This window comes from Shewanella canadensis (assembly GCF_003966225.1).
In the GTDB taxonomy this organism is placed as follows: Bacteria; Pseudomonadota; Gammaproteobacteria; order Enterobacterales; family Shewanellaceae; genus Shewanella; species Shewanella canadensis.
In genome coordinates this window covers 1-14628 of the sequence record NZ_RXNU01000016.1, presented here as the reverse complement: position 1 = coordinate 14628, position 14628 = coordinate 1, and the positions used below count along the sequence as shown (strand labels likewise).

11 protein-coding genes and 1 rRNA gene are annotated in these 14628 nt (G+C 44.5%); 11 read left to right on the top strand and 1 reads right to left on the bottom strand.

What is annotated here, in order from left to right; translation table 11 throughout:
* The first annotated feature begins 318 nt into the window (after positions 1-318).
* From glnA to glnG, 11 genes are all read left to right on the top strand, one after another.
* Positions 319-1728 (top strand): glutamate--ammonia ligase, encoded by a 1410-nt coding sequence (gene glnA, locus EKG38_RS20940; protein ID WP_126522805.1) that lies wholly within the window; start codon positions 319-321, stop codon positions 1726-1728.
* A gap of 194 nt (positions 1729-1922) precedes the next feature.
* On the top strand, positions 1923-2876 hold the full coding sequence (locus EKG38_RS20935) for an ABC transporter substrate-binding protein (RefSeq protein ID WP_185826925.1): 954 nt from the start codon (positions 1923-1925) through the stop codon (positions 2874-2876).
* A gap of 5 nt (positions 2877-2881) precedes the next feature.
* Positions 2882-5677 carry an ATP-binding protein gene (locus tag EKG38_RS20930; RefSeq protein WP_126522800.1) on the top strand — a complete coding sequence of 932 codons (2796 nt, stop codon included), beginning with the start codon at positions 2882-2884 and terminating at the stop codon, positions 5675-5677.
* Between the two features lie 77 nt (positions 5678-5754).
* Positions 5755-6954, top strand: a complete 1200-nt coding sequence (locus EKG38_RS20925) for a dicarboxylate/amino acid:cation symporter (protein WP_126522798.1) — start codon at positions 5755-5757, stop codon at positions 6952-6954.
* Between the two features lie 121 nt (positions 6955-7075).
* Positions 7076-7393 carry a hypothetical protein gene (locus EKG38_RS20920; protein WP_126522796.1) on the top strand — a complete coding sequence of 106 codons (318 nt, stop codon included), beginning with the start codon at positions 7076-7078 and terminating at the stop codon, positions 7391-7393.
* Between the two features lie 226 nt (positions 7394-7619).
* Entirely contained in the window at positions 7620-8222 is a 603-nt protein-coding gene (locus EKG38_RS20915; protein ID WP_126522794.1) for a TetR/AcrR family transcriptional regulator, read from the top strand.
* Between the two features lie 114 nt (positions 8223-8336).
* On the top strand, positions 8337-9494 hold the full coding sequence (locus tag EKG38_RS20910; RefSeq protein WP_126522791.1) for an iron-containing alcohol dehydrogenase: 1158 nt from the start codon (positions 8337-8339) through the stop codon (positions 9492-9494).
* An 82-nt stretch (positions 9495-9576) separates the two neighbouring features.
* A complete protein-coding gene (locus tag EKG38_RS20905) occupies positions 9577-10254 on the top strand; it encodes a type 1 glutamine amidotransferase domain-containing protein (protein WP_126522788.1) in 678 nt (225 codons plus the stop codon).
* 200 nt (positions 10255-10454) lie between these two features.
* Entirely contained in the window at positions 10455-10991 is a 537-nt protein-coding gene (locus EKG38_RS20900; RefSeq protein WP_126522785.1) for a DUF4124 domain-containing protein, read from the top strand.
* A 131-nt stretch (positions 10992-11122) separates the two neighbouring features.
* A complete protein-coding gene (glnL, locus tag EKG38_RS20895) occupies positions 11123-12163 on the top strand; it encodes a nitrogen regulation protein NR(II) (RefSeq protein WP_126522782.1) in 1041 nt (346 codons plus the stop codon).
* A 53-nt stretch (positions 12164-12216) separates the two neighbouring features.
* Positions 12217-13632: a nitrogen regulation protein NR(I) gene (gene glnG, locus EKG38_RS20890; protein ID WP_126522779.1), complete on the top strand. Its 1416-nt coding sequence runs from the start codon at positions 12217-12219 to the stop codon at positions 13630-13632.
* Positions 13633-14302: 670 nt separating this feature from the next.
* Here glnG and rrf read toward each other — a convergent pair.
* Positions 14303-14418 (bottom strand): 5S ribosomal RNA (rrf, locus tag EKG38_RS20885).
* Between the last annotated feature and the right edge of the window lie 210 nt (positions 14419-14628).

Below are 14628 nucleotides of genomic sequence, written 5' to 3'. Positions count from 1 at the left end.
GCAATAAAAAACGTGCCATTCTACTCTAGCCGAGGGCTCTCGCACAGGATTATTTTTTAGTCAGCTATGAATAATCCCTATTAGACACATTCGCACCAGCTTGGTGAGCGCACCAACATCGAACACTGGGCGCACCAACTTAGTGCAACCGTCTATAACCGTTCATTGCCCACCAACTCAGTTCCCATATAAATCATAGGCTTAAATAATTGGCATGACTCTAGCTTTATAATAAAGACAGAAGCCAAACTCATATTTGAGCGCTAAAGAATTTAAATATAAAAAGGGCAACCCCTTTACCCTACTCGGAGACTTAGAATGTCAGCAGAATCAGTTTTACAACAACTCGAAGAATTAGAAGTTAAGTTTGTTGATTTGCGTTTTACCGATACGATAGGTAAAGAGCAGCACGTTTCCATCCCAAGCCATCAGGTTGATGCAGACTTTTTCGAAGACGGCAAGATGTTTGACGGTTCTTCAATCTCAGGTTGGAAAGGCATTAACGAATCAGACATGGTATTGATGCCTGATCCTGCAAGTTTCGTACTTGACCCTTTCACAGCAGAAACCACCGCGAACATTCGTTGTGACATTTTAAACCCTGGCACATTGACAGGTTACAACCGTGACCCTCGTTCGATTGCGAAAAAAGCCGAAGAGTACCTACGCTCTACAGGTATCGCTGACACGGTATTGATTGGTCCAGAGCCAGAATTCTTCCTTTTTGATGATGTTAAGTACGGCGCAGACATGTCAGGTTGCTTCTACAAGGTAGATGCAGAAGAAGCAGCATGGAACTCAGGCACTCATTACGATGAAGGCAATAAAGGCCACCGTCCAACAGTTAAAGGCGGTTACTTCCCGGTTGCACCTGTGGATTCTTCACAAGACCTGCGTTCTGCAATGTGTCTCGTTCTTGAAGAGATGGGACAAGTCGTTGAAGCACATCACCACGAAGTGGCAACAGCCGGTCAGAACGAAATCGCGACTCGCTTTAATACGCTTACACTGAAGGCCGATGAAGTTCAGGTACTTAAGTATGTTGTTCATAATGTTGCTCACGCTTACGGTAAGACAGCGACCTTTATGCCTAAGCCGATCGTTGGTGACAACGGTAGCGGTATGCATGTTCACATATCTCTTGCTAAAGACGGTGTTAACCTTTTCGCCGGTGACAAGTACGGTGGATTGAGTGAAATGGCCCTGTTCTACATAGGTGGTATTATCAAGCATGCGCGCGCCATCAACGCTTTTGCTAACCCGGCGACTAACTCATACAAGCGTCTTATCCCGCATTTTGAAGCGCCGGTAATGCTTGCATATTCTGCCGCTAATCGCTCAGCTTCTATCCGTATCCCATTGGTACCAAGTCCGAAAGGACGTCGTATTGAGCTACGTTTCGGTGACCCTATGGCTAACCCATACCTGGCATTCTCTGCAATGCTAATGGCTGGTCTTGACGGTATCAAAAACAAGATCCACCCGGGTGAAGCGATGGACAAAGATCTTTATGATTTGCCACCAGAAGAAGCGGCTGAAATCCCAACAGTTGCCACTTCACTGGAAAATGCACTCGAGTGTCTGGATGCTGACCGTGAATTCCTGACTCATGGCGACGTATTCTGTAATGACTTCATCGATTCTTATATCGCACTTAAGTCTGTTGATGTTGAGCGTGTAAACCAAACGACTCACCCACTTGAATTTGAGCTTTATTACAGCCTGTAATATGTAACTGATTCAGATGTAACATCGATACAGCCCTGGATATTTCCGGGGCTTTTTTATTGCCATCCCCCAACTCATTCCCCTTGGCTCTACATCAGCTTAAACCTCAGAAAATCATATTGGTTATTTTTTGGCTATATCTATTTTGCTCTACTAACCTAATAACTACATTAAATTTTTTACAGATCATGATGATGAAACCTTTAACCTGCCTTCTGTTTATTCTCACGCTAGTCGCTTGTGGTGGAGAGAAACCCCAACAGCAAATATCCATCGCGATCAATCCCTGGCCAGGTTATGAATTGCTCTATTTAGCCGAAAAGAAAGGCTTCTTCGAAAAAGTAGGCATCAATATAAAACTGGTACAAACCGCCACCTTATCGGACGCTCAACGGGCCTACATCAATGGGCGAGTCGATGGTTTTACCAGTACCATAGTGGAAGCCGTTCAGGCGCAGGAGTTTGGAGGAGAACCATTAACCATTGCACTACTCGCCGACTATTCAAACGGTGGCGATGTGATTTTAGGAAGCAAGTCGTTTCAATCCATTACCGATTTAAAAGGTAAGAAAGTCGGTTGTGAAGTCAGCTCTCTCGGGATCTACATCTTGGCAAGAGCATTAGCGGTATCGGACTTGTCGCTCGATGATGTTCAAATTGTGAATATGGAACAGGGAAATGCCCACCAAGCGTTAGCTTATGGACAGATAGACGCCATGGTTACCTACCCTCCCTACTCTTTCGATATCCTGAATGACAAGAAGCTCGCAAGTCATCGGATATTCACCACCGCAGAGATCCCCAACGAAATTCTCGATACTGTATCTCTATCGAAAGAGGTCATTGCCCGAAATCCGAAGTTAACGTCTCAACTGCAACAAGCTTGGCAACTGGCAATGGATTATCTGGAACAGCATCCGGAAGAAGCCGTAAAGCACATGGCTGAACGGGAACAGATCTCAGAGATCGAATTCAACCAGGCGCTAAGCGATATTCACCTGTTATCCAGCATGGAACAAAAGCAACTATTCGAGGATAAACAGAAGCTTACTAAGCTTTCAAAGTCGGTTTGCAACACTCTCAATCAAGTTGGTGCCTTTAATAGCTCCTGTCTACATGTTGAATCTCTATTTCACTCAGGCATTTAGAGTATATGGCACCGAGCAGCTATCGACATAGCATAGGGTTCAGGCTCAATCTCAGCACGCTGATCATAGGGTTTATTATCTGCGTGATCTTGAGTGGTTACTTTATTCAGGAGACACAGGAACGACTTAAAGTTCAAGCCCATCATGAATTAACCCAAATAACGGACTCATTAAAGCTTGCCCTTGAAACGAACCCAAAGACCAGCAATATGGTCAGAGTGGTTGGCGTGTTGACCACTTACCCTAACATCACGCGCCTCACCGTCATTAAGGCCTCAGATCTCAGCATTAGCGCCGATAGCTTAGTACAAAACAATGGTAAAAGAGCCGACCTGGTATTTTCCGATACCATTATGAAGCTCATCAATAATCCCGCTAAGAGTAGTCAAAGAGACCAGGGTAAATTGATAGATAACAGCCTTCATCAATCGGTAAAATTCCACTTGGTCGATCCCCAGGCTAACCGATTAAAGCCCTACATTATCTACCTCGAATATAACAAACAAGCCCTTGAAGGCTCCCTGCATCAAGCCAGAAATCACTTAATGTTGATTGTGATTGGCGGGTTAATTTTACTCTTGTTGATTAATATTTTCATTCAACGAATCGTCGTGTTAAAGCCGCTTTCAAAGATGACGCAACAGCTATTAAATCAAGATAACAGCGAGCAGATTCCAGAACCTCTGCAAGTGTCTACTAATGATGAATTTAGCATTCTGGCAAATAGTTATAATGGTTCAATCCATAAACAACTGCTGCAAAAAGCTGAGGTCGAAAAATCACACCGATATATCAAGAACATGGCTAGCGCACTTCCGGTGCATTTACTGTATGTCGATATCGACAAAAAAATTCAGTTTATCAATCAATATAGTCTGCAGTGGTTAGCCAAACCGATGGCGGAGGTGTTAACGCAAACTTGCCGACAGGTACTCCCAAGTCAATTGTTCAGTTTAATAGAGCAGCCCATTGAAACTGCGTTACTGGGTGATTCAATCACCTTAGATGCTGAGTTTTCACACAAAAATATTAGTCTTTTTTTTCATATCACCCATATACCGGATATCGATAACGAGGGGAGAATAAAAGGAATATTTATCTGTATTGAGGATAGAACCCTGACAAGAGATAACGAAAAGAAGATTGAGAGATATGCCCACCAGCTTGAGATGAACAACCTGGCTTTAGATGATGCCCGTGCAACCGCCGAAGCGGCTGCACAGTCTAAATCGGAGTTTCTTGCCTGTATGAGTCATGAGATCCGCACACCGATGAATGGGGTTTTAGGTATGCTAACCCTACTAGACCGTACAGCCCTAGATCAAAGCCAACGTAATCACTTGCATACAGCTCAAGGCAGCGCAAGAAACCTGCTAGGTTTAATCAACGACATTCTTGATTTTTCAAAAATTGAGTCAGGAAAGTTACCCATAGAGTCCGTTAATTTTAACTTGACCAATCTACTCAATGAAACCATTCGCCCTTTAGCCATTCGCGCACAAGAGAAAGGCATTGAGCTTGTTAGTGACGTCACCGACATAAAGTCACAGAGCTTTAAAGGCGATCCCACTCGCATCTCTCAAGTACTGACAAACCTGATTGGAAATGCGATTAAATTTACCGAGAAAGGCAGTATCACCGTTTATGTGAAACTGAGTGACGATATCGAACCACGACTCAACTTCTCTGTTGAAGATACCGGTATTGGCTTGGCATCGAGTCAGCTTGAAAAGCTGTTCCAACCTTTCACTCAGGCCGATAGCTCGACGACTCGTCACTTTGGCGGAACCGGCCTGGGGCTCTCTATCGCTAAACGTCTTACAGAGCTCATGGGGGGAGCTATTTCGGTGGTAAGCACAGAAGACAAAGGCAGTAAATTTAGTTTCAATGTTCGAGTCGAAATCGCGAGCAAAGATGATCTGTATGCCACAGACCTGAACTCCCTACCCATTCTTTTCTTTAGCCGAGGAACGCGAGCCGATCAAGTTCTGGGAAAAACGCTCAACTTATTAAATGCCAGCCTTAAGGTCGTCAAAGCGACCCGGTTGGCGGATTTAAAACCGACAAGTATTTCGGATACATATCGACCTAAACTCATAATTATTCACCTCCCTGCAGGACAAGAGGCCATAGAAACCGAGCTTGCGAAACTGGCGAGCAATACAGATTTACCCGATACACCAATCCTACTATTCATTGCAGCCATTGATGAATCAATCATGACTCAATACCTCAATGAACAAATTTTCACCTACCTCTGTAACCCATTGCATTTAGAGCAACTATTGATAGCGTTAAAACAGATAGACCAAACGGCCCCTCACCTTGTTCAACGGCTTGCTCCGCAAACTCAAAGAGATTGGGATCTGAAAAGCTATTTTGAAGATAGGCTTCCCAAGTTGCTCCTTGTTGAAGACAACAAAACCAACCAAATGGTGGCTCAAGGGATCATTGCCGAATTCGGTCTGGAGATAGACATTGCATCAGATGGGGAGCAGGCCATTGAGATACTGAAAGATTCGATAACCTCACCATATCAATTAATTTTTATGGACTGCCAAATGCCGCGTTTAGACGGCTATCAAACGACTCAGATGATCAGGGCCGGTTATACGGGTCATCAATACAAACATATTCCCATCATAGCGATGACGGCGAATGCGATGGTGGGTGACCGAGAGCGATGCCTACAAGCTGGGATGAATGACTACATATCTAAACCACTAGACCCCGATGATATTAAGCAAGCCTTATTAAGTACGCTAACTGGCCGTGGTACAGAAAGCGAGATGAGGAACTGACCCTGGGCAGACTATAATGATTATTGAACAACTTGGCCTTCTCTACTCGTGCTATAGCTCAGTTATCTGGATAAAATATGTGGAATAAGCTTCAGCCATACAGAACATCAATCATTTTATTATCGGCGCTCTTCATTGGTGGCGGTATAGGAATCGTCTTTCCTGAGCTTGCATTAATGCTTAAACCTATAGGGCAAATCTTCCTTAACCTGCTCTTTATGATCATTGTCCCCTTAGTCGCAATCAGCGTTACCTCTTCTATAGCGCGTATGGAAGATCTCAATAAGCTTGGGGCCATTCTTGTTAGCATATTACTGATATCTGTGATTATGGCTATTATCCCTGCTATCGGAATTCTCGGCTTAGCCATGCTGTTCGACCCCGCACAGGGAGTCTCATTAGATCTCAATCAAAATCTTCAAACATCTGTTGGCGATATTGATTTTGTAGGCTTATTAACTACCAGCGACTTTGCAGGCTTGCTGTCCAAGTCGAATATACTCGCCCTGATTATTATGTCAGTGCTATCAGGGATCGCCATTGGGCGCTCGGGGGAGGATGGTAAAAAAATATCATCATTATTAGACAGTCTCAATACTGTTATCATGAAACTCGTCGCGATAATTATGCTTGCTGCCCCCCTAGGCTTGGGTGCCTATTTCGCTTCCACCATGGCCAGTCAAGATCCGGAGCTGATTTTAACTTTTGCCCGTACCATTGGACTATTCTTTATTGCCTCACTTATCTACCTGACCTTGGGATCCACATTGTATGCCTGGGTAGGTGGGGGGAAACAAGGAATTAAGGTGTTTTGGAGAAATGCTATCGCTCCGGCAGCGACAGCACTGGGCACGAGCTCCTCTTTAGCCACGCTACCAGTGAACCTTCGCGCTGCAGTTAAAATGGGAATTAAGGAAGAGATTGCCGACATCTGCCTCCCATTGCTGGTGAACCTTAATAAAGGCGGAGCATCTATGATCACCGCCCTCAAGATTATTTTCATTTATTCACTGTTGGGATTAGCATTTACACCAGAAGTCTTTGTTATCACCATTCTTATTTCATTGTTATCTGCATTTATCATCGGTGGCATTCCAGGAGGGGCATTTTTAGGAGAGATCTTCATTGTCACAACCTTAGGCCTTCCTTTTGAAACCATTCCAATTCTAGTCGTGATTGGGACAGTAACCGATGCCCTCTCCACTGTGATAAACGTGATACACGATCTTAATGCGACTCAAATAATCGAGCGAATAAACAAATGGGCCCCACAATAGATTAGCAATAACTAAATTGCTGATTCCCAAAGACAATAATGAATAAAAAATAGACACAAAGAGAAATCTCGACTAGGATTCTTGTGACGCGGGTCACACTAATTGATAAAAAGGAATCTGCATGAACAATAAAATCAAAGCAACCTTAGTCTCATTGTCTCTGCTCTTCACATCCACAAGCTACGCAGCCATGTCAGATATTGCTGTCTGCAATGACTGTTCTGCTCAGGAAGTTAAAACACTTATTGATAATGAAACATATGCAAATATTTATGTAGTGGACTTCGTAAACCGCACTGCACAGAAGTTTACCTCAAGCGATGAAAATGGCTCTCAGCCAATTGCAATAGCGATGTCAATTAGTGAGCTTAACACCATTAATCAACGCTACGAGTACCGTAAAACACATTTGCGCGCCCTTAACCCAAGTTCAAAATAATTCTCAGCCCCTCCGGAGATAAGGCCTTCGATATGTCGAAGACCTTATCTTATACCAATCGATATAACTCGCTCAGCAGAAACCGAATCGACAGATATGACAACATAGCGATATTCATAAATCTCTATCTTTACGATATCCGCCCCAAACAGGCCTTCTGCTCCACTGTTTTATCTTAAGATAAAAAACACTAGACGACCGGTCTATTCTTTATTATTCTAGCGATATGAAAACAGATACTCAACTGACACGCCAGCATATTATCGACTCTGGCTATACACTTATTTCCAGCAAAGGCTTCTCAAATGTTGGCCTGTCGCAGATCTTAAAATTTTCCGACGTCCCAAAAGGCTCTTTTTACCACTACTTCAAGTCAAAGGAGCAGTTCGGTGAAGAGATCATTAATAGCTACTTTAAGACTTACCTTAGCGCAATCGATGAACTTTTTGACCCGAAGAAAGGCTCAGGCCTGGAACGCCTAATGGAATATTGGTTACGCTGGCAAGCGACTCAAAGCGATACCTGTATCGATCAAAAATGCCTCGTAGTGAAATTAAGTGCCGAAGTAGCCGATCTCTCTGAGCCTATGCGTTTAGCATTAAAAACAGGCTCCGCAGGTGTTATCAGTCGTATTTCAAACTGCATTGAAGCGGGTGTTGAGGACGGCTCAATTCCTGAAATGCATGGGTTTAATACCGCTGAAATGCTCTACCAGATGTGGCTAGGTGCAAGCTTGATGAATAAGCTAAGCCGAGACCCAAAAGTAATTGAACGTGTACTCGAGGCAACTCGAACGCAACTTGGTCAAACCGTTTCAACAGCAAATTAACCAACAATATCTATCTCCCCGCCTATGATTAAGGCGGGTATTTTTTAACGAAGAACTAGACGACTGGTCTACTAACCTCAATTATTAAGACTGGTCGTAAAGATAGGAAAAATTATGTACAGCTTTGATTATTACAACCCAACACATATCAGTTTTGGCGAAGGCAAGATTACCGAACTGGATAAACTGGTCCCAAGCAAGGCTAAGGTACTCGTCCTTTTCGGCGGTAATAGCGCGAAACGCACGGGTACTTTAGATGAAGTAAAAACGGCATTAGGTCAGCGTGACATCGTTGAGTTTGGCGGCATAGAAGCCAACCCCACCTACGAAACCTTGATGCAAGCTGTCACTGTCATTAAAGAAGAGAAGATTGATTTTCTTCTGGCTGTCGGTGGTGGCTCCGTAATTGATGGGACTAAATTCGTTGCCGCAGCGGCGCTGTTTGAGGGTGAGCCTTGGGATATCCTGCTAAGTTGGGGGGCTAAGGTAATAGAGGCGATGCCATTTGGTACGGTGCTCACTCTGCCAGCAACCGGTTCAGAGATGAACAGCGCCAGCGTCGTCACTCGAAAAGAATTTCAAGCCAAACTCTCCTTCATGAGCGACCACGTATTTCCACAATTCTCAGTACTGGACCCCACTAAAACCTTCACGCTGCCCGAGCGTCAGGTTGCTAACGGCGTTGTCGATGCCTTTATCCATATTACCGAGCAGTACTTAACTTACCCGGTTAATGCGCCCGTGCAGGACAGATTCGCCGAAGGTTTACTACAGACCTTAATCGAACTGGGTCCAAAGGCACTGAGTCAGCCTGATGACTTCGATGTCAGAGCCAACCTGATGTGGGTGGCCACTATGGCACTGAGCGGTGTCATTGGTAAAGGCATCCCCCACGACTGGGCAACTCATATGATTGGCCATGAGTTAACCGCACTATACGACATAGATCACGCTCGTACTATCGCAATGATCTTGCCGGGAATGCTTGATTGCCGACGTGATAGCAAACAGGAAAAGCTACTGCAATATGGCGAGCGGGTTTGGGGAATCACCCAGGGCACGATTGATGAAAGAATCGATGCCGCTATTGCCAAGACCCGTGAATTCTTCGAAGCCATGGGGATCAAAACCCGCCTTTCTGACTACGATCTTACGGCAGCAAGTATTGACGAAATCATGACTAAACTTGAAAAGCATGGCATGACAGCACTCGGTGAGAAACAAGATGTCGATTTAACCATGAGTCGCAAAATTCTAGAACGTAACTTATAGACTATGACCAGTTGCAGGTCGATCGCGCCGATCGCCTGCAGGCTAAAACCTTACAGAAGATACGAGTAAACGGGATAATAAAATGAACATATTGATGGTACTGACTTCTCACGACAAGCTTGGCGATACAGGATTAAAAACAGGTTTTTGGTTAGAGGAATTTGCGAGTCCTTACTACCGTTTTAAAGACAGGAACTTCAACATCACGTTAGCATCGCCAGCTGGCGGACAGCCGCCACTAGATCCAACCAGTGAGCAAGCAGACTTTCAAACTGCTGCAACAGACCGCTTCAATCAAGACAATGAAGCCCAACAGCAGTTAGCTACCACTCTTACTCTGGCCAGTATTAAAGCCGAAGATTATGACGCCATCTTCTACCCTGGCGGTCACGGTCCACTGTGGGATCTGACCAACGACACGCACTCAATTGCATTAATCGAAGCCTTTTACCAGACGAATAAGCCTGTCGGTCTGGTCTGTCATGCTCCGGGAGCCCTTAAAAATGTAAAATCAGCCGATGGCACGCCATTGGTAAAAGGTAAGCGTGTTACTGGTTTTACCAACACCGAAGAGGCAGCCGTTCAACTAACAGATGTCGTACCATTCTTAGTCGAAGAGATGATGCAAGAAAACGGCGCTCTGTATAGTAAGGGCGATGACTGGGCAAGTTACCTTGCTGTTGATGGAAACCTGGTGACGGGGCAAAATCCTGCGTCATCTGAAGTAGTTGCTGACGAGATGATTAAACAGCTAGGTTAACTCTGATTCTTTCGCCCTTCACGACGGTGCGCTAGATTGCGCACCGTCTTATGCTTTATCAGGCAAAGGAAAGCAGATGATCACCCTAAACCATCTTAATTAATCTATCTATAATCCAGATAAGCGTATTTTCTCCATGATTTTTAGCCGAATAAAAGCTAATCTTGAAAGGCTTACCTATGTGTAACAAAGGAACTTTTATGCGTTTAGCTCTTATTTTCAGTCTTTTGCTTTTTACAGTGATCTCCCATGCGGCTGTTTATAAATGGATCGACAAAGATGGCAAGATCCACTATTCAGATAAGCCAATACAGAATTCAGAAGTCGTCGAATTTAAAAGTAACACTCAAAACCAGATCACAATCCAGGCTCCCAAGAGTTTGAATTCTGATACAGAAGAGCAGATGATACCTTCGACTCAATATAAAATGAGTATTCTAACGCCAAAAGAAGATGAGACCATTCGTGATAATAATGGCGATATCACCATAATGGCGACAATAACACCCGATCTGAAACCCAAGCATCTACTCGTCATTTTGATGGACGACAAGGTGATTGGTCCCCCACAAGAAACCCCTATCTTTAGTCTTAAAAATATTGACCGTGGCGAACACTCTTTCGTCATTAAAGCGGTAGCCCAAAATGGCAAACAACTTGCAACAACTTCACCAAGGAAGATCTTTCTCCACAGAGCGATAATAAACAGTAAGGCAAAAGCCACTCCTTTTAATTAGATAAGTTAAATAACACTATAGAATTAAATAGTTAAGCTTTTATTCAATCAGATATTGCTCAGTGGAAGAAAGTTGCAGAGTGCACCAATTTGGTGCACCATGATGGTGCAGTAAGTCAACTTGGAGCACTGATGGATATAAAACACCTGTTCAATAACCTTGTCACAGCAGTCATGGTCATCGACGTTGATCTAAAACTTTGCTATGCCAACGCAGCGGCTGAGCAGCTCTTAGGTGTAGGAAGCCATCGCTTAACCGAGCATGTTCTATCAGACAGTTTCCAAATCCTTGGCGTAAGTACCGATTTACTGAGTAAGGCTATCAGAGAAAACCAAGGACTCACGGTGAATACTGCAGCTTTGGTAACATTGGATAACCAACATCATACCGTAGACATAACGCTCACCCCCTTAGAGCAGGAACAAGGCTTAGGCCTGTTAGAGCTCAGGCAGGTCGATCAACAGAGGCGTATTCATCAACAACTGACTTTAGATGCGCAACAACAAGCTGCTCAATACTTGGTGAGAAACCTAGCGCATGAGATAAAAAACCCTTTAGGTGGCCTTCGTGGTGCAGCGCAACTGCTCTCTCGTGAACTACATGATCCGCAGTTGAATGAGTTTACCGATCTAATTATCGAGCAAGCCGACCGACTACGAAATCTGGTGGACAGATTACTCGGCCCCCAGAGACCAACCCAACATAGCCTGCATAATATTCATGAAGTCGTTCAAAAAGTACTTAACCTTGTGAACATGGCCCTTCCAGCAAACATCACACTGAAGCAAGATTACGACCCTTCCATACCCGATATTCAAATGGATCCTGAACAGCTGCAACAAGCCGTACTCAACATAGTTCAAAATGCGATTCAGGCACTAGACACCGCTGGCGGGGAGATATTGATAAAGACACGCACGCAGCACCAAGTCACCATTGGCACTTTAAGACACAAACTTGTATTAGCCTTATCCATCATAGACAACGGCCCAGGTATAAAACCTGAACTATTAGACACACTTTTTTACCCTATGGTGACAGGTCGTGATAACGGTTCAGGGCTTGGTTTATCGATTGCGCATAACTTTGCTCGACTGCATGGCGGTAGAATTGATTGCCATTCAAAACTTGGGAGGACGGAGTTCACTATCTTACTTCCCATAAAAAACTAATGAACATAAGCAAATAACACAAGATTACAAATAAGAGTGGAGCGGGGTAAATCATGAGTATAACGGAACAAGTTTGGGTGCTCGATGATGACAGCTCTATTCGCTGGGTAGTTGAGAGAGCATTAAAGGGCGCCAGTATTAGCAGTGCCAGCTTTGCGGCAGCCGAATCACTTTGGGAGGCGCTCGAACTGGCACAGCCTAAAGTCATTATTTCAGATATTAGAATGCCTGGAACGGATGGATTGAGTCTACTCGAACGCATTCAAATTCATTACCCCCACATTCCTGTGATTATAATGACGGCACATTCGGATCTGGAGAGTGCAGTTAGCGCATATCAAGCCGGGGCATTCGAATATCTGCCTAAACCATTTGATATCGATGAGGCCATTGCACTTGTAGAGCGAGCATTGACCCACTCTACGGAGCAGACAAATACTACTCCTGAGGAGATACAAGTAAAAGCACCTGAGATAATAGGTGAGGCTCCTGCAATGCAGGAGGTATTTCGTGCGATAGGCCGACTATCAAAATCTTCTATCAGCGTGTTGATTAATGGCCAGTCAGGAACGGGTAAGGAGCTAGTTGCAGGTGCACTACACAAGCACAGCCCACGAAAAGAAAACCCCTTTATCGCGATTAATATGGCTGCAATACCTAAAGATTTGATTGAGTCTGAACTCTTCGGCCATGAGAAGGGGGCATTTACCGGGGCAGCAGGTGTCAGACAAGGTAGATTTGAACAGGCAAATGGAGGCACCCTGTTTCTGGACGAAATTGGTGATATGCCACTCGATGTTCAAACACGATTATTGAGAGTCTTAGCTGATGGTCAATTCTATCGAGTCGGTGGACACTCTCCTGTTCAAGTTGATGTGAGGATCATTGCAGCTACTCATCAGGATCTTGAACTGTTAGTACAGAAAGGAGATTTTCGAGAAGATCTATTTCACCGCCTTAATGTCATAAGGGTTCATCTACCACCATTATCGCAACGACGAGAAGATATCCCTCAGCTCGCTCGTCATTTCCTCTCTTCTGCCGCTAAAGAGATAGCGGTTGAACCTAAGGTCCTGACCTCTGAAACGGCAAAAAAACTCTCTGAACTGCCTTGGCCTGGAAACGTGCGTCAGCTTGAAAACACATGCCGTTGGTTGATGGTAATGGCATCCGGGCAGGAAATTTTACCTCAAGACCTCCCCCCTGAGCTGCTCAAAGAACCAAACAGGTCCAATATGGATCGCTCAGGAGAAACTACCGATTGGCAGGAGTCTTTAAAGAACTGGATTAACCAGCGTCTAAAGGAAGGTGAAAGTGATCTGCTTACCGAAGTACAGCCAGCTTTTGAGCGCATATTACTTGAAACAGCGCTGGAACATACTAATGGTCATAAACAAGAAGCGGCAAAACGCCTGGGATGGGGGCGTAATACACTGACTCGAAAATTGAAAGAGCTGGCTATGGAATAGGTATATCTTCCAAATAAAGGAGCCACCTTAATAAGGTGGCTCCTTTATTACAAAGTACAAAAGGCGCCTGTCATGGTCAGCTTCGACACACACAGCAAAATCCTAACAGAATTGAAACCCTGACCGCCATAGCCTTTCCTTGACACCAGCCCCGTAGGGATAAGGGACAATGTCATTATAATGTAGGGAACATCACTGGCTAGCCTCTACGTAGGAGCGTGCTTTAGCCGCGAAGCTTTCACTTTGCAACCGTGAATCAAGGCGTTTATTAATCATAAAGATCAGATGTGGTAAGTGTCGCCCTTTTTTAAAGTAGAGGTGCACTACTATATGGATATAGGAGGCAGGTTAATGTCAGGAACAGATTCCGAGCCTGCAATTAATGAGCACACTAAATAATCAGCTTAATAGCGAAAAGCGAAGGCGCCTGTCATGGTCAGCTACGCTAAAGCTTCGCGCTCATAAGCACATCGCTAACGCGATATTCGCCCTACGACCCACATGGATGTGGGAAGTGTCGATTATGCAGGATGCAGTCATCGACCTATCACATGGATAAGATGCATGCTTCGCATGCGCTATCTATGTCCCCATATTCGAGTGGTCATCTTTCCAGACTAAAAACGAAAAAAGCCCGTTGCGTTAGCAACGGGCTTTATCGTTATTAGGCGCCTGGAAATGACCTACTCTCACATGGGGAGACCCCACACTACCATCGGCGCGATTGCGTTTCACTTCTGAGTTCGAGATGGGATCAGGTGGGGCCACAATGCTATGGTTTCCAGACTAATTTGGTAAAATTTAGAAAGCTGTCTATTCAGAATTAACCAAATAGCTTATAAATAATTGGGTCACACTAAAATCAAGTATTTCGTATTCTTTCAGTTAAGCAAAACCATCTGCAAAACCCATCTGGGTTGTATGGTTAAGCCTCACGAGTCATTAGTACAGGTTAGCTCAACGCCTCACAACGCTTACACACCCTGCCTATCAACG

Coding starts and splice junctions, on each gene's coding strand:
- glnA (WP_126522805.1), top strand. CDS start 319: ATGTCAGCAGAATCAGTTTTACAACAACTCGAAGAATTAGAAGTTAAG.
- EKG38_RS20935 (WP_185826925.1), top strand. CDS start 1,923: ATGAAACCTTTAACCTGCCTTCTGTTTATTCTCACGCTAGTCGCTTGT.
- EKG38_RS20930 (WP_126522800.1), top strand. CDS start 2,882: ATGGCACCGAGCAGCTATCGACATAGCATAGGGTTCAGGCTCAATCTC.
- EKG38_RS20925 (WP_126522798.1), top strand. CDS start 5,755: ATGTGGAATAAGCTTCAGCCATACAGAACATCAATCATTTTATTATCG.
- EKG38_RS20920 (WP_126522796.1), top strand. CDS start 7,076: ATGAACAATAAAATCAAAGCAACCTTAGTCTCATTGTCTCTGCTCTTC.
- EKG38_RS20915 (WP_126522794.1), top strand. CDS start 7,620: ATGAAAACAGATACTCAACTGACACGCCAGCATATTATCGACTCTGGC.
- EKG38_RS20910 (WP_126522791.1), top strand. CDS start 8,337: ATGTACAGCTTTGATTATTACAACCCAACACATATCAGTTTTGGCGAA.
- EKG38_RS20905 (WP_126522788.1), top strand. CDS start 9,577: ATGAACATATTGATGGTACTGACTTCTCACGACAAGCTTGGCGATACA.
- EKG38_RS20900 (WP_126522785.1), top strand. CDS start 10,455: ATGCGTTTAGCTCTTATTTTCAGTCTTTTGCTTTTTACAGTGATCTCC.
- glnL (WP_126522782.1), top strand. CDS start 11,123: ATGGATATAAAACACCTGTTCAATAACCTTGTCACAGCAGTCATGGTC.
- glnG (WP_126522779.1), top strand. CDS start 12,217: ATGAGTATAACGGAACAAGTTTGGGTGCTCGATGATGACAGCTCTATT.